Source organism: Novosphingobium endophyticum, assembly GCF_014640675.1.
In the GTDB taxonomy this organism is placed as follows: Bacteria; Pseudomonadota; Alphaproteobacteria; order Sphingomonadales; family Sphingomonadaceae; genus Novosphingobium; species Novosphingobium endophyticum.
This window is the reverse complement of record NZ_BMHK01000008.1, coordinates 63617-82760: the sequence shown is the minus strand read 5'-3', so window position 1 is coordinate 82760 and position 19144 is coordinate 63617. Positions and strand designations below refer to the sequence as shown.

The window sequence follows — 19144 nt, the reverse complement described above, 5'->3', positions numbered from 1 at the left end:
TCGCGCAACCTCCCGTGGACGGCCGCCACAAATGGATTTCTTCTCGGCGACAAGCAGGGTCTTGCAAGGCCCGGACTTTGCTCTATGCGCGAAAACCAGCGGACAGGTGGCCGAGTGGTTTAAGGCAGCGGTCTTGAAAACCGCCGTGGGTGCAAGCTCACCGTGGGTTCGAATCCCACCCTGTCCGCCAAGTACCCTTCCGCGGGGGTTCTCAAGCTGCCGCCAGATTGACGTTTTCCCATAAAAACCGACGCTTAGGCGGTCAGGCTCTCGTCCAGCCGAAGGATTCGCTGCGGAGCCGGTTGTCATCATTGATCGCGGGCATCCTCTCCGTTCGGGTCATTGCATATCGCGGCTGTCACCAAACTGTCTTGGCTATGGCACGGCGGTGTCATTAACCAGCCTTAGTGGGCGCTCCCGAAACAGACGTTACCAGGGGGTATCCACGATGAGATCTTCGATCCGCGTTCTTGCGGGACTGCTTGCCACGGCATCTTCCGCCACCATCGCCCATGCGGGAGAAATCTCGGGCAGCATTCACGATGCGACGGGCACCCGGTCCCTCCAGGCGGTTAGCGTCAGGATACTGGAACTCGACCGTTCGGCCCGCACCGACCGCAGCGGCAGCTATATCTTCGCGGATGTGCCGGCCGGCACCTATACGCTCGAAGTCAGCTATGTGGGCGCCGAGGTGGAGCGCAAGGCCGTGACGGTGCCGTCGGCGGGCCGCGCCGCGGGTGATTTCGACCTTGCGGGCATCGGCGGCGGCGACATCCTGGTCATCGGCCAGGCGGCCAATCTCAGTAGCGCACTGTCGCGCCAGAAGGCGGCGGACGGGGTTATATCGGTCCTGACCCGCGACGCGATCGGTCAGTTCCCCGACCAGAACGTCGCGGAATCGCTGCGCCGTCTGCCCGGCGTCAACATCCTCAACGACCAGGGCGAGGGCCGCTTCGTCTCCGTCCGCGGCCTCGATCCGGAGCTGAACGCCACGTCACTGAACGGTGTACGCGTTCCCGCGCCGGAGTCGGATGTGCGCTCGGTCGCGCTCGACGTCATCTCCTCGGACACGATCGAATCGATCGAGGTGAAAAAGTCGCTCACCCCCGACATGGACGCCGACACCATCGGCGCTTCGGTCGAGATCAAGACCACCAGCGCCTTTGACCGCAAAAAGGACTACTACGCTGCGCGCGTGGAGGGCAGCTACAACGACTATTCGGGTGACGTCACGCCGAAGGGCAGCTTTGATTTCTCGAAGCGCCTCGGCGACGATTTCGGTATCTCGGGCGGGATCAGCTACTACAAGCGCAGTTTCGAAACCGACAACATCGAAACCGGTGGCTGGGACAGCGCAGACGACGTCGCCTACGCCGAGGCCGTCGAATATCGCGACTATGATGTCGCGCGGGAGCGCCTGAACGCCACGCTCAACTTCGATTGGCGGGTCTCCGATACGACCGCGGCCTTTGTGCGCGGCAACTGGAGCCAGTTCGGCGATCACGAATACCGTCGCCGCACCACTTTCGACTTCGGCGATTCGACCGACATCAGCGGGAATGGCGCGAGCGCGCGGATTTCCGATGCGCTCGATGCCAACGATGAAGGCGGCTTCACCATCGAGCGCGATCTCAAGGACCGCGTCGAGCGCCAGCGAATCCGCACGGTTTCGATCGGCAGCGACACCGATACCGGCACCTGGAAGTTCAACTGGCACGCCAGCTACGCCAAGTCGACCGAGCGCGAGAATTTCTCGCTCGACCCGCTGCGCTTCGCCCATGATTTCGAAGGCGACGGTGTCGTCATCGACTGGGACTACTCCGACCCGCGCGCACCGCTCTATTCGCTCTCGAGCGGCGCGGATGACGTCAATGACGCGACGAACTACACGTTCGACAAGCTCGAGGTGACGACGCTTTCGGACAGCCGGGACCGTGAATACGCGGTCAAGGCCGACCTCGCCCGCACTTTCGCGATGGGCAACGGCGATTTCACCATCCAGGCGGGCGCCAAGCAGCGCTGGCGCAAGAAGTCCTACGATTTCAACGTATCGGTCTTCAAGGACTACGACGGCGACTTCACCCTGGCCGACGTGCTGGGCGAGCAAACCTATCGCCTCAGGGGCATCAGCCTCGGCCCCGTTGCGAGCAAGACCGGTCCCAGGGACTTCTACCTGGCGAACGAAGGCAACTTCGAGCTCGAAGCCTATGACACCGCGAACGATTCCGCCGCCGACGACTACGCAATCAGGGAAGATATCACTGCGGCCTATCTGCTCGGGCGCTGGGATTCGGCCGCGCTGCGCGTGATCGGAGGCGTGCGCATGGAGCGCACGAAGAACGTCCTCAACGGCAATGTCCTCACCGAGCGCGACGATGACGACTTCGCTTCGCCGCTGATCGAGCCGGTCCGGTTCAAGCGCAGCTACACCGACTGGCTGCCGAGCCTGACCTTGCGCCTGGCTCCGCAAGACGATCTCGTTTTCCGCGCCGCCGGCTACAAAAGCCTGGTGCGTCCCAAGCTGTCAGACATGGCGCCGCGCAATGCCGTCAACGAGGACAACGAGGCCGTATTCGGAAACCCCGATCTCAAGCCCTACGAGGCCTGGAACGCCGATATCGGCTTTGAGTACTATTTCTCCAGCAACGGAGCGGTCTCGGTCGGCGGCTTCTACAAGTCCATCAGGAACTATGCCGTCACCCAGACTTTCGACGACTTCACTTTCCAGGAAACCACGTACGACGAGTTAAGGACCACGATCAACGGCGACAGCGCCGAGATCGTCGGCGTCGAGGCGAGCTACAGCCAAGTCTATTCGATGCTGCCTGCGCCCTTGGATGGGCTCCTGACCCAGCTCAACTATACCTACACATACTCGAAGGGCACGCTGGCGGACGGCCGCACGATCTCGTTGCCGAGCTCGTCGAAGAACACTTTCAATGCCGTGCTCGGCTACGAGAAGGGTCCAATCGACCTGCGTTTGGCGGGTACGTATCGCGACCGGTATCTCGACGAGATTGGCGATGGCGCGGACGAGGATCGCTGGGTGGACAACCACTTCCAGCTCGACTTCTCGGGCAAGTACAAGGTGAGCGACTTCCTGCGCTTCACGGTGGACGTGATCAACATCAACAATGCCAAGTACTTCGCCTACCAGAATTTCGCGGGCGCCCAGCGCCTCTTGCAGTTCGAGAAATACGGCCCGACCTTCAAGTTCGGCGCAAGGCTGACCTTCTGATGAAGGGTCGCAACATAACGCAATACGGGCCGGGAGCACTGCTCCCCGCCATCCTGCTTTCGGCCTGCGCCACCACCTCGGCGTCCAAGGCTTACCTCCCGGCGGTCGATGTCCCGGCCATGGCCGAGACCGTCCCCGTCGGCACCGCCAACGACGACGCGGCGGACGATCCGGCGATCTGGCGCAATGCGGCCGATCCCGGCGCGAGCCTGATCGTCGGCACAGACAAGAAGGCGGGGCTCTACGTCTACGGCCTCGATGGCAAGGTGCGCGATTTCGTCGCAGCAGGCGCGCTCAACAATGTCGGTTTGCGCGAAGTCACGATGGCCGATGGCTCGCGCCGCATCCTCGTCGCGGCCAGCGACCGCACCGACCGAGCCGTGCCGCGCATCGCGCTCTTCATGCTCGGCGGCGCGAGCGGCAAGCTCTCCAGCCTCGGCGCGGTCACCTTCCTGCCGCCCGGCCATGCCCCGGCCGAGGCCTACGGCTTCTGCATGGGCGGTCCGCTCAGGGCCGGCGAACTGGCGCGCGCTTACGTCGTGCTCAAGGACGGCACAGTCGCCGAGGGCGCGCTTGTCGAACAGGGCGGCAGCGTCGCGGCCATGCATCTGCGCGACGTGAAGCTCGCAACGCAGTCGGAAGGCTGCGTGGTCGATGACGCCGCCCGCACGCTCTATGTCGCCGAAGAGGACATCGGCATCTGGAAAGTACCGCTCGATCGCGAGACGCTCGGGGCGGAGGCTTTTGCCCGTGTGAGGGACGAGGATGGTCTCGTCGATGACGTGGAAGGCCTCGCCGTCGCGCGCGGGGCGGATGGCAAGGGCTGGCTGGTCGCTTCGAGCCAGGGCGACAATGCCTATGCGCTCTTCGATCTCCAGACCGCGCGGCTCGCCGGCCGATTTCGCATCCGGGGCGGCGCGATCGACGGCACCAGCGACACCGATGGCATCGAAATTGCGCTCGGCGATTTCGGGCCGGCCTTTCCCGAGGGCCTGTTCGCCGCGCAGGACGGAGACAACGCACCCGACGCGCAAAACTTCAAGCTGCTGTCCTGGCACGCGATCCGTACGGCCCTCGGTCTTGACTGAGAGCGGACCCCGCGTCGCGGGCTGCTTGAGGGTCCCACCACAAGGCCGCCTCGGCGAGGGATTCGGGAGCGTTGCGCAAGTGTAAGGACGTCCATACTGATCCCCACCCTACCTGGCACCATACACGACATTGGCAATGGCCTGTTCGGCATAACGTAGCCCGGTTCGCAGCATGCTGGGCGGCAAGGGCTCGGCAACCTTGCCGGCGAATGGCGTCGGGGGCGCGCTCCGGTACGTCGCGTGACCCACCCCCTCAAGCCCCGACAAGGCTGCACAGAACCTTTCAAAGCGTCTTTTGACAATGTGGTTCACACTACGCCTGTCGCGACTGAGCAGCTCAAAGCTGTGAGAGACAAGCGTGATGCTGGGCTGTTTCTCGTCGCGGGCGTGTCGCAAGGCGGCGACCATCTCGCGGTCTGTCAGCGCGGTCAGTTGAAAATGCCGCAGGCCATTGACGGCTCCGGCAATGCATCCCACCGGCACCTCCGTTACCCCGCAATGTCTGAGCGGCAGGCGATCTTCTGGGCCGAGCGAAATGCGACAGGCTGAGTTCGCGATACCCGGACAGTGGCTGGAATCGTACGCAATGCCAATCTCTGCAAGAGCGCGTAGCGTGTCGTCGTTCGCTCCGTAATTGCCCGCCCTGAACGCAACCGGTTTTTGGGCCCCCGCCGCGACCAGCGCCTGACTGGCATAGGCAAGAATCTCACATTGCTCCTCAAATGTGAAATCGGCCATATTCTGGCCAGTTCGACCGCCTAACGGGTTTTGCGAGCCGGAAAGGGCCAGCCATTCGCTATGGGCATGCAACTGCACATCATGCCCACGGTCGATGATGGGCCCGACGACATCCGTAATTGCCTCAATGCCCCAAACGAGCGCCGGCATCGGATCGACGAAAAAGACTGCCTTGAGGCCGTGACGTTCAAAGACATCCATTTGATAGCCGATGCCCGCGCACCCGCTGTCCGTCCGCCCCTCGATCGACAAGCGAAAGTTCTCGCGTCGGTCCGCTGCGCTGAGGACGCCACGCGCGGCGAAGCCAGCGGCGTATTCCGTGTCGATGGTGATATACACGGCCGTCATGACGCGACGCCGCCGGGCGAGAGCGATGCCGCGAGGGGGGCCAAGGCATCCAGAGACACAAGCGGATGTCGCCCCAGATCATTCAAGGGCTCGCCGGCCTGCTTCGGAAAATCCTCCCCGAAAGCGGCCTTCCCGGCGTTCTGGAACACGCGTTGCATCGAATATACTTCGCTAGCCATTCCCGCCTTCCCTAACCGGGAATGGTAAAATTCCGGTTGTCTTTGCGGTGTCCTGCCAGGATGGTCGCCTGTCAAAGTGGGTGCCGGAGCCTGAAGTTCGCATCCTTGCTCTTTCGTCATCCTCCTGACCAAGATCGATCCAGCGTTCAGGCGCCAGCCGATGCGAAGCGTTTGCCGCTGCTTTGCAACATCTTATCGCGGGTTTTCGCACATGCAAAAAACAAGAGTGGAAATTCGCCGCCCTGTTCGCCTAGGGAACGAATTTCCTGAAGAAGCTCAACGGGTCCTTGAGCGTATGACAATGGTGGCAATGGCATGAAGATCGCGATGGTTGGTTCGGGCTATGTGGGCCTGGTTTCGGGCGCCTGTTTCGCCGATTTCGGGCATGAGGTCGTCTGTATCGACAAGGATCAGTCAAAGATCGATCGGCTGCGCGACGGCGTGATGCCGATATACGAGCCGGGTCTCGAAGCTCTGGTGGCGAACAACGTCAAGGCCGGGCGGCTGTCTTTCACGACCGATCTGGCCGAAGGAATAGGCGGCGCCAGCGCAGTCTTCATCGCCGTGGGAACGCCATCGAGGCGCGGGGACGGTCACGCGGACCTTTCGTTCGTCTATGCCGTGGCGCGCGAGGTTGGCGAGCACCTGACGAACGATGCCGTGGTTGTCACCAAGTCGACCGTACCCGTCTGCACGGGCGACGAAGTCGAGCGCATCATTCGCGAGAGCGGCACGCGATACCGGATTGCGGTGGTTTCCAATCCCGAATTCCTGCGTGAAGGCGCCGCTATCGGCGATTTCAAGCGGCCGGATCGCATCGTCATCGGCGCGGAGGACGATTTCGGCCGCGAAGTCATGCGCGAGGTCTATCGGCCGCTGTTCCTCAACGAATCGCCACTCCTGTTCGTCAGCCGGCGCTCCGCCGAGATTACCAAGTATGCGGCCAACGCCTTCCTCGCGACCAAGATCACCTTCATCAACGAAGTCGCGGACTTGTGTGAGAAGGTCGGTGGCGACGTCCAGGACGTGGCGCGCGGCATCGGTCTCGACAACCGCATCGGATCGAAATTCCTTCATGCGGGGCCGGGCTATGGCGGTTCGTGCTTCCCCAAGGACACGCTGGCCCTGCTCAAGACGGCGGAGGACTACGACAGCCCTCTGCGGATTGTCGAGGCCGTGGCCAAGGTCAACGACAGCCGCAAACGCGCGATGGGGCGCAAGGTGATCGAGGCGCTGGGGGGGATGGATGCGGCCCGGGGCAAGCGGGTCGCCATGCTGGGCCTGACGTTCAAGCCGAACACCGATGACATGCGCGACAGCCCCTCGATCGCCATCGCGCAGACGCTCATGGACGCGGGGGTCGCGGTTACCGCCTACGACCCGGAAGGCATGGAACTGGCCGCGCCCCTGATGCCCGAGGTCGAGATGTGCAAGGATCCCTACACGGCGATCGAAGGCGCCGATGGGGTTGTTCTCGTCACCGAATGGGACGCTTTCCGCGCGCTCGATCTGGAGCGCGTCAAGCAGCTTGCCAAGGCGCCCGTGCTGGTGGACCTGCGCAACATCTACAAGCCGGACTTCGTCCGCGCGGCAGGCTTCGAATACTCTTCGGTCGGTCGGGGCTGAGGCCCGCGGCAAGAGCGCTATTGAGGCGCTCTTGCCGCGCCGTTCTCAGGTCGATCCGGTCCGCGGCCGGTTGGCGATCAGGTGGTCGACCACCGATGGATCGGCCAGCGTCGAGGTGTCGCCCAGATTCGAGAAATCGTTTTCGCCGATCTTGCGCAGGATGCGGCGCATGATCTTGCCCGAGCGGGTCTTGGGCAGACCCGGCGCGAACTGAATCACATCGGGCGTCGCGATCGGGCCGATCTCCTGACGCACCCATTGCACGAGTTCCTTGCGCAGCGAGTCGTCCGGTTCGACCTCGGCATTGCAGGTGACGAAGGCGTAGATGCCCTGCCCCTTGATCGCGTGGGGCATGCCGACGACCGCGGCTTCGGCCACCTTGGCGTGGGCAACGAGGGCGCTTTCGATCTCAGCGGTCCCCATGCGGTGGCCCGAGACGTTGATGACATCGTCGATGCGGCCGGTGATCCAGTAATAGCCGTCCTCGTCGCGGCGGCATCCGTCGCCGGTGAAGTAGTAGCCCTTGAAGGTGCTGAAATAGGTCTGGAAGAAGCGATCGTGGTCGCCCCATACGGTGCGCATCTGGCCCGGCCAGGAATCGGCGATGACGAGGCAGCCGTCGGTTGCGCCCTCGAGAATCGAGCCGTCGTTGTCGAGCAGCATGGGCTTCACGCCGAACATCGGCTTTGACGCGGCCCCGGGCTTGAGCGCCGTCGCGCCCGGAAGCGGCGTGATCATGGCGCCGCCGGTCTCGGTCTGCCACCAGGTGTCGACGATCGGGCAGCGCCCCTCACCCACCACGTCATGATACCAGGCCCAGGCTTCGGGGTTGATCGGCTCGCCCACCGAACCGAGCAGGCGCAAGCTCTTGCGCGACGTCTTCTTCACCCATTCGTCCCCTTCGCGCATCAGAGCGCGCAGGGCGGTGGGAGCGCCGTAGAAGATCTCGACTCCGAACTTGTCCACCACCTGCCAGAAGCGGCTCGGATCGGGGAAGTTGGGCACCCCTTCGAACATCACGGTGGTCGCCCCGTTCATCAGCGGGCCATAGACGACGTAGGAATGGCCGGTGACCCAGCCGATATCGGCCGCGCACCAGTAGATCTGGCCGGGGCGGTAGTCGAAGACGTATTCATGCGTCATTGACACCCAGACCGAGTAGCCGCCCGTCGTGTGGAGCACGCCCTTGGGCTTGCCGGTCGAGCCGGACGTGTAGAGGATGAACAGCGGATCTTCCGCGTTCATTTCCTCCGGCTCGCACGCGGCGGCTTGGCCCGCGACGCCGGTGGCCCAGTCGATGTCGCGTCCTTGCGCCATCGGCACGTCCGCGCCCGTGTGCCTGAGCACGATCACCGTATCGACGCTGGTACACTGCTTCAGGGCCTCGTCGACATTGGCCTTGAGCGGAACCTTCCTGCCGCCGCGCAGCCCCTCGTCGGCGGTCAGGACGATGCGGCTGTCGCAGTCGGTGATGCGGCCCGCCAGCGCGTCGGGCGAGAAGCCGGCGAAGACGATCGAGTGGATCGCGCCGATCCGCGCGCAGGCCAGCATGGCGACGGCCGCTTCGGGCACCATCGGCAGGTAGATCGTGACCCGCTCGCCGCGCTTGACGCCGTGGGCCTTGAGCAGGTTGGCGAACTTGCAGACCTGCTCGTGCAATTCGCGATAGGTGATGCGTCGTTCCGGATTGCGCGGATCGTCGGGCTCCCAGAGGATTGCCACCGCATCGCCGCGCTGTGCAAGGTGACGGTCGAGGCAATTGGCGGAGAGGTTTAGCGTGCCGTCCGCAAACCAGGAAATGCCGAAGTCAGCCTCGTGAAAACTGGTCTGCTTCACGGCGGTGAACGGCTTGATCCAATCGATTCGCCGGGCTTCCTCGCGCCAGAAGCCATCGGTGTCCTCCACGGAACGTCGATACATTTCCCGGTATCGCGCTTCGTCGATCAATGCATGTTCTGCCCAATCAGCGGGGACGGGGTAGACGGTCTCAGCCATGTTTTCTGAATCTCCTACGGTGGAGCCTTCCGAACCCTGTGTTCCACCAGCACAGTCGACGGGTTCACAGGAACATTAGCCAATGGCCGCAGATTTGCGACCCATTTCCGACGCTCTTTGGGGCATATCCTGCGGCAATCACAATCCGGGACGAGCGCGGGAAAGGATGTGTCCGTCGATTTCGTGAGACAATAAACCCGTCCACGATAACCCGTTGGTAACCTGCTGGCAGCCAAAGGGATTTCCGATCAGCCAGGAGTCCCCAATTGCTCTACGAACGCATCGCGGGCCGCGACGGGCGGCACGTTTCACGTTCAGCGCGCGCCGGAGTCGCGCTCGTGTGCGATGCGCGCCAGGGTACGCGCCCGTGGAAGAAGGTACGACTGGAGGACCTTTCTGCCTGCGGATTTCGTATCGCATGGTTTCCCGCTGCACGGCCGGACATGCCGCTGCGCCTCAAAATCCCCGGCATGCAGATCCTGAGCGCACAAATCGTCTGGCAGAGCGAGAATAGCGTCGGCTGCAAGTTTTCCGCGCCGCTGCACATCGCGGTCTTCGAGCACATCGTTCGCTCGTCCGGCCCTGCCTGACCTTACAAGAATGGCGCGCGCTCCCAGGAACGCGCCCCTTTTCCGGTCCGGGGCCGGTCCCGCGGCAGCCGTCAGATGTGCAAGGCGCGCCCGTAAGCGGCAAGCGTCGATTCGTGCATCATTTCCGAGAGCGTCGGGTGCGGGAATACAGTGTTCATCAGTTCGGCCTCGGTGGTTTCCAGCGTCTTGCCCACGACATAGCCCTGGATCAGTTCGGTCACTTCAGCACCGATCATGTGCGCGCCGAGCAGTTCGCCGGTCTTGGCGTCGAACACGGTCTTGATGAAGCCTTCCGGCTCGCCCAGGGCAATGGCCTTGCCGTTGCCGATGAACGGGAAATTGCCGACCTTGACCTCGAACCCGGCTTCCTTCGCCTTGGCCTCGGTCATGCCGACGGAGGCGATCTGCGGGTGGCAGTAGGTGCAGCCGGGGATGTTGTTGCGGTCCAGCGGATGCGGGTGGACGTCCTTGTTGCCCATCTCCTTCGCAATGGCCTCTGCGGCAGTGACGCCTTCGTGGCTCGCCTTGTGCGCCAGCCACGGGCCTTCGACGCAGTCGCCGATGGCCCAGACGCCCTTGACGTTGGTGCGGCCATAGCCGTCCACCTTGATGTGGAAGCGCTTGTCCGGCTCGATGCCGAGATCTTCCAGGCCGATGTTCTCGACATTCGGCACGATACCGATGGCGACGATGACGTGGCTGAACTCGGTGGTTTCTTCCTTGCCGCCCTTGTCCTTGATCGCGACCTTCACGCCGGACTTGGCCGCTTCGATCGTCCCGATGTTGGCGCTGGTCATGATCTTCATGCCCTGCTTCGTGAGCGCCTTTTCGAGGAAGGTGGAAACATCGGCGTCTTCCACCGGAACGATGCGGTTCAGCATCTCCACCACGGTCACGTCCGCGCCCATGTCGTTGTAGAAGCTGGCGAACTCGATGCCAATCGCGCCCGAGCCGATGACCAGCAGCTTGCTCGGCATTTCCTTGGGCGTCATCGCGTGGCGGTAGGTCCAGATCCGCTCGCCGTCAGCCTTGGCCTTGGGCAGGTCACGCGCGCGGGCGCCGGTGGCGATGATGATATGCTTGGCCTCGAGCGTCTCGGTGCCCTTCTCGCCCACGACTTCCAACTTGCCCGGCGCGACGAGCTTGCCGGTGCCCATGTGCACGGCGATCTTGTTCTTCTTCATCAGGTGCGTCACGCCCTTGTTGAGCTGCGATGCGACCCCGCGCGAACGCTTGACCACGGCGTCGAGGTCGGCCGTGATGTTCTCGGCCGCCAGGCCATAGTCCTTGGCGTGCTTCATCTGGTGGAACATCTCGCCCGAACGCAGCAGCGCCTTGGTCGGGATGCAGCCCCAGTTGAGACAGATGCCGCCCAGCAGCTCGCGCTCGACGATGGCCGTCTTCAGGCCAAGCTGTGCACAGCGGATAGCCGAGACGTAGCCGCCGGGGCCGGAACCGAGAACGATGACGTCGTATTGTTCGGACATGCTTACTCCATCAAATCTCTTAATTGGACCGCACAGGGACGGTCATTTTCATCCAACGCCACGAACGTGAAGTGGCCCCGGGCAACTTCGATTCGGTCCTCGCTGCTGCGCGCGCGACCGATACCTTGCGCGGCAATGAGAACAGAGGTGCGGCCCACGCGCTTTATCGCGGCGTAGACCGAAAGTTCGCCCCCGACAGCCATGGCATCGGGAAACGAGAAATTGGTGGCGCCGACGAGGATCGCCTTTCGACCGGTGCGCCGCGTCGCCAGCGAACTGGCGCCAAGGGCAAGCTGGCTCATCAACCAACCGCCGAAGACGCCGCCGTAAGGATTGAGGTCAGCCGGCATCGCCGTCACACGCGTGACAAGCTCCCCCGCGCCCGCAATCATCTCAGGCAACCATACCCAGCGGGCTCTCCACGTATTCCTTGAACGCTGCCATCAGCCGCGCGCCGTCTGCACCGTCCACCGCGCGGTGATCGAAGCTGCCGGTCGCGCTCATGACCGTCGCCACGCCCAGCGAGCCGTCCGGCATGACCCAGGGACGCTTTTCGCCCGCGCCAATGGCGAGGATGGTCGACTGCGGTGGATTGATGACCGCGGTGAACTGTTTGATCCCCATCATGCCCATATTGGAGATGGAGGCGGTGCCGCCCTGGTATTCTTCCGGCTTGAGCTTGCCTTCCTTGGCGCGCTTGCCAAGGTCCTTGGTGGCATTCGCGATCTGCGACAAGGACTTGCCGTTCGCATCCTGCACGATCGGCGTGATCAGCCCGTTCGGGATCGAAACCGCGACGGAAACGTCGGCACGTTCGTACCGGATCAGCTCGTTCCCGGCGAAAGTCACGTTGCAATCCGGCACGTCGATCAGCGCCTTGCCCAACGCCTTGATCAGCATGTCGTTGACCGAGACCTTCACGCCCTGCTTTGCAAGCGCGGCGTTGAGTTCGGCGCGCATCGACATCAGCTTGTCGAGCCGGACGTCCACCGTGAGGTAGATGTGCGGTGCTTCCTGCATCGACTGGGTGAGGCGGCGGGCGATGGTCTTGCGCATGCCCGAAAGCTTTTCGACCGTGTGCGGAATGCGATCGTCCAGCAGCGCGCGGGTTTCGTCCGCCATTTCGACCGTGGCGGGCTTGGCCGGCGCTGCGTCATTGGCGGCCACGGGAGCGGCGGCCTTCGGTTTCGCGGTGCCGGGTTGGGCGGCCTCGACGTCGGCCTTGACGATGCGGCCGCCCGGACCCGATCCGGTCAGGCCTTCAATATCGACGCCCTTTGCGGCGGCGAGGCGCTTGGCAAGCGGAGATGCAATCACGCGGCCTTCCTTCGAGCTTGTGGTTTGTGGAGCGGCCGGAGCAGGTGCCGGCGCGGATTTGGGAGCCTTGGATTCCTCGGCGGCTTTCTCGGGTTTCGGCGCCTCGGCTTTGGGCTTTTCGGGGGCGGAGGTTTCCGCGACGACCGAGGCATCTTCGTCCTCGCCGGCGAGCAACGCGATTACGGTGCCAACTTTCACGCCCTCGGTCCCTTCGGAAACAGTGATCTTTCCGATGGTCCCCTCGTCGACGGCTTCGAATTCCATCGTCGCCTTGTCCGTCTCGATCTCGGCCATGATGTCGCCGGAACTGACGGCATCACCTTCCTTCACCAGCCATTTCGCCAGCTTCCCTTCTTCCATGGTTGGGGAAAGCGCGGGCATCTTGATCTCGATGGGCATGGAAGTGTTATGGTCCCTTGCTATCGTGGGGGAGGTTTTTGGATCGCCCTCTCCTTGAACAACTTGAAGCCGCCAGACAAGCGCCTTGGCGTCCCTTTTTCGCATTCCCGATGCTTGCGCCGGCCATCGAATGGCCCGATAAGCCGCCGACGAGAGGAACATGATGCGCGTCTATCTAGTAATCGTCGATGAAACCGAGGAAGCGCTGGTTGCCCTGCAGTTCGCCGCACGTCGCGCCGCCAAGACCGGCGGGTCGCTGCACCTGCTGGCACTGGTGCCGTCCCAGCCTTTCAATGCCTTCGCCGGCGTGCAAGCCACGATCGAGGAAGAGGCCCGCGCACGGGCCGAAACCCTGGTCACGGCCGCCGCGGGCAATCTTCTGTCCCAGGGCGCGAAAATGCCGGTGATCGCCGTAAGAATGGGCGAAGACGTGAAGGTGGTGCGCCAGTACCTGAAGGAGCATCCGGAGGTTTCGGCGCTCGTGCTCGGCGCCGCGAAGGAAGGAGGACCGGGACCGCTGGTCGCGCACTTCACCGGTGCGGGTATCGGTCAGATGTCCTGCCCCGTCTTCGTGATCCCCGGCACGCTGGACCCGGCTGCGATCGAACGCCTGAGCTAGGCGGCGCGGACAGATTCCGACGTCAAGGATCGTGCGCTATCAAGATGACAACTTGGTTGACCGAATGACCGAAAGGTTGGGGGGAGCGGTCGTTGCGGATGCCCACCCGGCTGCGGCTACGCTCGCCTGACGGCTCGCCAAGTCTCGCACCCTTCCCGCAGGCGGGAGGGGTTGGGGGTGGGCTTTTTACGCAACGTCCGCAATTTGGCGGGTCCGGTAAGCCCGCTTTCGGATCAACACCCTGAAAATGCTACCGATGAGCGCCGTGCCGAATTTGTCCACGCGGTCCAGCCGCTTGTACCGTTCCTGTCGCGGAACGATTGAGCTGGCCTACCGTTTTTTCCTGCCCTGATGGCGGATGTTCACGGGACGCCCGCGTTTTCCGGCGAGATGCTTGCCGCGCTTTTTCAGGGGGACTGGTTTGCCGCGCGGTTCGACGCGGCCGGAGCCGCCCTCCTCCAGCTCGAACTTCAGCGCGCCGGTGAGCGGGTTGGCCTCTGCCAGACGCAGGCGCAGAATCTGGCCGATCGCATAGCTGGTGCCGCTGTCTTCCCCTTCGAGGACATGCGCCTTTTCATCGTAGGCAAAGCGCTCGTCGCCCAGCGTGGAGACCGGCACCAGGCCGTCGCCGCCAAGAGCGATGATGGTCGCGAAAAAGCCGAACTTCTGCACGCCGGTGATGCGCGTTTCGAACACCTCCCCGACGCGTGAGGACAGCCATGCCGCGACGTAGCGGTCGATCGTTTCGCGCTCGGCTTCCATCGCCCGGCGCTCGGCCGACGAAATGGCCTCGCTGATGCGGCCGAGATCATCCCGGTCGCGTTCGGAAAGGCCTGATGCGGGCGGGATGTCGCCTGTGGGTTTCGGCTGCTCGAGCCCATAGGCATCGACGAGCGCGCGGTGGACCAGCAGGTCGGCATAGCGTCGGATCGGCGAGGTGAAGTGCGCGTAAGAGCCTAGAGCGAGGCCGAAGTGCCCCTCGTTGCGCGGGCCGTAGTAGGCCTGCGTCTGGCTGCGCAGCACGGCTTCCATGATGAGCGCCTTTTCCGACTCGTCGGCGATGTCCTTGAGCATGCGGTTGAACAGGCCCGGCGTGATGACCTGCCCCAGAGCCAGCTTCTTTCCGAACGTGGCGAGGTAGTCCTTCAGCGCGACCAGTTTCTCCCGGCTCGGTGTCTCATGGACGCGGTAGACGACCGGCGCGACTTTCGCTTCCAGCGCCTTGGCGGCGGCGACATTGGCGGCGATCATGAAATCCTCGACCACGCGGTGCGCGTCGAGCCGTTCGCGGATCGCGATTTCGGTGATGCGTCCTTGATCGTCTAGCTTCACGCGCCGTTCGGGCAGCTCCAGTTCCAGAGGATCGCGCTTGTAACGCGCGGCGGCGAGAGCTTTCCAGCAAGCCCACAGGTTCCGGAGACCGTCGATGGAGGAGGCTTCGCCGCCAGCGTCTATCCGCGCCTGGGCATCCTCATACGCGATCACTTCCGAAATCCGCACGATCGCCCGGGTGAAGCGCCAGTCCGTTACCCTCCCCTCGCCGTCTATACGCAGATGACAGGCCATGGCCGCCCGGTCCTCGCCGGCGCGCAGCGAGCAGACGTCCGCGCTGAGTACTTCGGGCAGCATCGGCACCACGCGGTCGGGGAAATAGACCGAATTGCCGCGTCGACGTGCCTCGCTGTCGATCGCTCCGCCGGGACGAACGTAGAACGAGACGTCCGCAATCGCGACGAGCGCCTTGAAGCCCCCTTCCCCGTCCGGCTCGGCCCAGATCGCATCGTCATGGTCACGCGCATCCGACGGGTCGATCGCGACGATGGGCAAGTGCCGCAGATCCTCGCGCTTGTCCGCGCTGAGCGGAAGCTTCGCGGCACGCTCGGCCTCGTCGAGCGTCTCTTCGGAGAAGACGTTGGGAATGCCGTGCTTGTGGATGGCGATCAGGCTGAAGGCCTTGGGCGCGAGCGGTTCCCCCAGCACTTCGGTAACCTTGACCGAAGCCCGCGCTGATCGGCCGATCGGTTCGGCCAGCACCAGTTCGCCGGCCTCGGCCCCTCCAAGATCGGAAATCGGCGAGGAATTGCGGATGCGCTTGTCGACCGGGGCCAGCCAGGGTTTGCCCGCGCCGTCGACCTCCACCACGCCGAGGAGCTGTTCGGAGCGCAGCGTCAGCTTTTTCATCGGCCACGCGCGCCAACCGGTATTGCTCTCCTCGGTCCGCGAAAGCACGCGGTCTCCCTTCTTGAGAGCACTGCCCCGGCCCTTCTCGACAAGCCGGATGCGCGGCGGCGGCGTGGCATCGTCGGGCTGCCAGGTGTCCGGAACGGCGATCGCCTCGCCCTCATCGATCTCGATGACCCGCAGCACCGTGACCTTGGGCAGGCCGCCCATCTTGTGGAATGCGGTGCGCTTGCCGTCGATCAGGCCTTCCTCGGCCATGTCCTTGAGCAGGGCTTTTAGCTGGATTTTTTCCTGCCCTTTCAGGGCGAACTCGCGCGCGATCTCGCGCTTGCCGGCGGGTTCCGGCGAGTTCTGGATGAAGTCGAGGATCTGCTTGCGCGTCGGCAGGCCGGGCGCGGGCCGGTTCTTGGGAGGCATGGCCCCTGCAATGGGGCCGAACGCGCCTTATTGCAATGGCGCGCGGGGCGTCAGAGGTGGTCCGGCTCGGGTCCGTAGCGATTGTCGCCGTCGCTCGAAGGCCAGACGCCGAAGACGATGACGATCAGATACCCGATCCAGGATAGGGCGCTGGCCGCAAGCAGCGGCTGCTGAGCCTCCAGAGCCGCCGCCGGATTGGATGCATCCATGCTCGCCATCGCCTCAAACACCGCGTCCATGTTCGCCATGGAGATCGATTGCGCGGCCAGCACGAGCAGGAACGGAATAGCCGCGATCCAGCCCGGCCGGTTGGAATCGTGCAGGCGCCGCACAAATGCGGCGACGAGGCCAAGCGCGCAAATCAGGGCCACGGCCATCGAAAGGATCATCGTCGTGCGCATCGTTCCACTCATGGTCGCGAACATCTGTTTCTGAAGCTCGGCCTCCGATGCGCCCTGACGCACGGCGTCGAACGCATCGCGCGCTACTCCGCCCATCATGGGCAACGAGATCAGCAAGCCGGCCACGAACTGCACGATCACAATGAACAGGACGTAGAACCAGAACGTGGACCGCCCGTCGCGTCCCGCGAAGTTTGTCAGATTGCCGAGATTATGCCTGATCGCGCCCAGCATGCAGTGTTTCTCCTGCGTTTCAGTAAGCCCTTGCGACGTATATCCTTTCAACGGCGGGGCGTCCTGTGAAAATACAGTCACCGTCCACCGGCTCGGCATCGAGCGGGATGTTGCGCATGGTCAGCTTGAGCGCCTTGAGCTTCTGCACGACCTGTTCCAGTTCGGCCCCGGTCGGCCGCGCCCATTCGACTTCCACCCAGCCCGGATAGCGCTTGTCCTCGGAGAAGAACGCCTCGACCTCAGCGAAGCTGGAGGCACGGGCAATGTTTGCGTCCCGCTTCGCCTCGGCTTCGGTGAAGAGCGAGGACTGGATGTCTCCCAGTTCCGCGGCGGCGCGGGCGATGAAGTCTTCCCTGGGCATTGCCTGAATGTTCGCCTTGGCCTTGTCGTTCCAGAGCCGGTCGCGGCGCAGCATGGAAACCTGTCCACCAGCGGCATCGCGCCCGCCGATCTCGAGGATCAGCGGCGCGCCCTTCTTGACCCAGGCCCAGCGCTTCTGCGTGGCCTTGCCGGGCCGCTTGTCGAGCAGGACGCGGATCGGTTCGCCCAGCGCATGCTGCGCAGCAATTGCCGCGTGCAGCTCTTCGCAATAGGCCAGCAGAGCCTCGTCCTCGTCGTTCTCGCGCAGCATCGGCAGGATCACGATTTGGTGCGGCGCGACCGCCGGCGGCACGCGCAGGCCGTCGTCGTCGCCGTGAGTCATGATCAGGCCGCCGATCAGCCGCGTAGAGACGCCCCAACTGGTGGTGTGCGCATATTGCTGCGTGCCTTCCCGGTCCTGGTACTGGATGCCCGAAGCTTCGGCGAAGCCGGTTCCGAGGTAATGCGACGTGCCGGCCTGGAGCGCCTTTCCGTCCTGCATCATCGCTTCGATCGAATAGGTCGCGACCGCGCCGGGGAACCGCTCGTTCTCCGGCTTTTCACCCGCGATCACCGGCATCGCCAGCACCTGTTCGGCAAAGCCGCGGTACATTTCGAGCGCGCGCAGCGTCTCGTTCATCGCATCGTCGCGGTCGGCATGGGCGGTGTGCCCCTCCTGCCAGAGGAACTCGCTGGTGCGCAGGAACATCCGCGTGCGCATTTCCCAGCGCACGACATTGGCCCACTGGTTGGTGAGCAGCGGCAGGTCGCGCCAGGACTGGATCCAGCGTGACATGGCGGCGCCGATCACCGTCTCGGAGGTGGGGCGCACGATCAGCGGCTCTTCCAGCTTCGCTTCGGGGTCGGGTATCAGCCCGCCCTTGCCGTCGGCGATGAGCCGGTGGTGCGTGACGACCGCCATTTCCTTCGCGAAGCCTTCGACGTGCTCGGCTTCCTTGGCGAAGTAGGAAAGCGGAATGAACAGCGGGAAATAGCAGTTCGAAACGCCCGCGGCCTTGATCCGGTCATCCATCAGACGCTGGATACGCTCCCAGATGCCATAGCCCCAGGGCTTGATGACCATGCAGCCCCGGACGCCTGATTCCTCGGCCATCTCGGCCTCGGAAATGACTTCCTGGTACCACTGGGCGAAATCGTCCTCGCGGCTTGTCGAGAGGGCGTGGCGAATGGCGGACAAGGGTGCGATCTTCCTGACATGGTGCAATGCGGCGGACCATCCGCCGCACTATCCGAAACGGCGGCCGGTTGAGCCGCCGCTGGTTCGCACCCGCTGGCCCTTATTTGCCCAGCGCGTCAAGCCTCTTCTGCATTTCGGCCATCTGTTCGCGCAGCGCGGAAAGGTCGTCGCTCTCGGTCGGCGATGACGGCTTGGCCTCGTTCTTGTCGGCGCCGGGCATGAAAGCGGAGGCGGCGGCCTTGAACATCGCGATGTTCTGTTCGGCCAGCTTGGCAAGCGGATTGTTGCCCAGGCTGTCTCCGAACGTCTTGGCGAGCTTCGTCTGGTTGGCGCGGAAGTTTGCCATCGACGCCTCAAGGTAGTGCGGGATCAGCGACTGCATCGAATTGCCGTACATGCTGATCAGTTCGCGCAGGAAACTCACCGGCAGCATCTGCTCGCCGTTGGATTCCTCTTCCATGATGATCTGCGTCAGGATCGTGTGCGTAATGTCGGTACCGGTCTTTGCGTCCAGCACTTTGTAGTTCACGCCTTCGCGGGTCATCTTCCCCAGATGATCGAGCGTGATGTAGCTCGACGAGCGCGTATTGTAGAGCCGCCGGTTGGCGTACTTCTTGATGATGACGGTGTCGTCGTCGTTCGACGTTGTTTCAGGCATGACCAATCCCCAGTCCAAGCAGGGCGTATGGTACCACTCCGCATTATCGCAACGCAACACAAATTGCTGCG

General features: G+C 63.6%; 15 protein-coding genes and 1 tRNA gene. 6 read left to right on the top strand and 10 right to left on the bottom strand.

Annotation, left to right across the window (positions count from 1 at the left end; all coding sequences use genetic code 11):
* The first annotated feature begins 100 nt into the window (after positions 1–100).
* The 3 genes from IEX32_RS08000 (at position 101) to IEX32_RS07990 (ending at position 4326) form a co-directional block, all read left to right on the top strand.
* Positions 101–190 (top strand) — tRNA-Ser (locus IEX32_RS08000).
* 258 nt (positions 191–448) lie between these two features.
* Entirely contained in the window at positions 449–3238 is a 2790-nt protein-coding gene (locus IEX32_RS07995; protein ID WP_188770246.1) for a TonB-dependent receptor, read from the top strand.
* Positions 3238–4326 carry a phytase gene (locus IEX32_RS07990; protein WP_188770245.1) on the top strand — a complete coding sequence of 363 codons (1089 nt, stop codon included), beginning with the start codon at positions 3238–3240 and terminating at the stop codon, positions 4324–4326. Before IEX32_RS07995 ends, IEX32_RS07990 begins: the two co-directional genes overlap by 1 nt.
* Before the next feature lie 108 nt (positions 4327–4434).
* Here the strand turns inward: IEX32_RS07990 and IEX32_RS07985 are convergent, their stop codons facing one another.
* Complete coding sequence (locus tag IEX32_RS07985; RefSeq protein WP_188770243.1) at positions 4435–5412, bottom strand: polysaccharide deacetylase family protein; 978 nt, start codon at positions 5410–5412, stop codon at positions 4435–4437.
* A complete protein-coding gene (locus IEX32_RS07980) occupies positions 5409–5591 on the bottom strand; it encodes a hypothetical protein (RefSeq protein WP_188770241.1) in 183 nt (60 codons plus the stop codon). The genes IEX32_RS07985 and IEX32_RS07980 overlap by 4 nt, the downstream gene beginning before the upstream one ends.
* A gap of 315 nt (positions 5592–5906) precedes the next feature.
* On the opposite strand from IEX32_RS07980, the gene IEX32_RS07975 reads away from it, so the two are divergent.
* Positions 5907–7217, top strand: a complete 1311-nt coding sequence (locus IEX32_RS07975; RefSeq protein ID WP_188770239.1) for a UDP-glucose dehydrogenase family protein — start codon at positions 5907–5909, stop codon at positions 7215–7217.
* 45 nt (positions 7218–7262) lie between these two features.
* Here the strand turns inward: IEX32_RS07975 and acs are convergent, their stop codons facing one another.
* The gene (acs, locus tag IEX32_RS07970) at positions 7263–9212 is read right to left on the bottom strand and encodes an acetate--CoA ligase (protein ID WP_188770237.1); all 1950 of its coding nucleotides are present in this window, start codon (positions 9210–9212) and stop codon (positions 7263–7265) included.
* 266 nt (positions 9213–9478) lie between these two features.
* Between acs and IEX32_RS07965 the strand changes: the two genes are divergently transcribed.
* On the top strand, positions 9479–9802 hold the full coding sequence (locus IEX32_RS07965) for a PilZ domain-containing protein (RefSeq protein ID WP_229736243.1): 324 nt from the start codon (positions 9479–9481) through the stop codon (positions 9800–9802).
* Positions 9803–9873: 71 nt separating this feature from the next.
* Here IEX32_RS07965 and lpdA read toward each other — a convergent pair whose 3' ends face one another.
* The 3 genes from lpdA to IEX32_RS07950 are packed head-to-tail and all read right to left on the bottom strand — an operon-like array spanning position 9874 to position 13005.
* Positions 9874–11289 (bottom strand): dihydrolipoyl dehydrogenase, encoded by a 1416-nt coding sequence (lpdA, locus tag IEX32_RS07960; protein ID WP_188770235.1) that lies wholly within the window; start codon positions 11287–11289, stop codon positions 9874–9876.
* Between the two features lie 2 nt (positions 11290–11291).
* The gene (locus tag IEX32_RS07955; protein WP_188770374.1) at positions 11292–11681 is read right to left on the bottom strand and encodes an acyl-CoA thioesterase; all 390 of its coding nucleotides are present in this window, start codon (positions 11679–11681) and stop codon (positions 11292–11294) included.
* A 1-nt stretch (position 11682) separates the two neighbouring features.
* Positions 11683–13005 (bottom strand): pyruvate dehydrogenase complex dihydrolipoamide acetyltransferase, encoded by a 1323-nt coding sequence (locus IEX32_RS07950; protein ID WP_188770233.1) that lies wholly within the window; start codon positions 13003–13005, stop codon positions 11683–11685.
* Between the two features lie 163 nt (positions 13006–13168).
* On the opposite strand from IEX32_RS07950, the gene IEX32_RS07945 reads away from it, so the two are divergent.
* Positions 13169–13624, top strand: a complete 456-nt coding sequence (locus IEX32_RS07945; RefSeq protein WP_188770372.1) for a universal stress protein — start codon at positions 13169–13171, stop codon at positions 13622–13624.
* Between the two features lie 330 nt (positions 13625–13954).
* Here IEX32_RS07945 and rnr read toward each other — a convergent pair whose 3' ends face one another.
* From rnr to phaR, 4 genes are all read right to left on the bottom strand, one after another.
* Complete coding sequence (gene rnr, locus IEX32_RS07940; protein WP_188770231.1) at positions 13955–16222, bottom strand: ribonuclease R; 2268 nt, start codon at positions 16220–16222, stop codon at positions 13955–13957.
* A gap of 50 nt (positions 16223–16272) precedes the next feature.
* Positions 16273–16857 (bottom strand): DUF805 domain-containing protein, encoded by a 585-nt coding sequence (locus IEX32_RS07935; RefSeq protein ID WP_188770229.1) that lies wholly within the window; start codon positions 16855–16857, stop codon positions 16273–16275.
* A gap of 19 nt (positions 16858–16876) precedes the next feature.
* Positions 16877–18415 (bottom strand): proline--tRNA ligase, encoded by a 1539-nt coding sequence (gene proS / locus IEX32_RS07930; RefSeq protein ID WP_188770227.1) that lies wholly within the window; start codon positions 18413–18415, stop codon positions 16877–16879.
* A gap of 100 nt (positions 18416–18515) precedes the next feature.
* Positions 18516–19073: a polyhydroxyalkanoate synthesis repressor PhaR gene (gene phaR / locus IEX32_RS07925; protein WP_188770225.1), complete on the bottom strand. Its 558-nt coding sequence runs from the start codon at positions 19071–19073 to the stop codon at positions 18516–18518.
* Positions 19074–19144 lie beyond the last annotated feature (71 nt).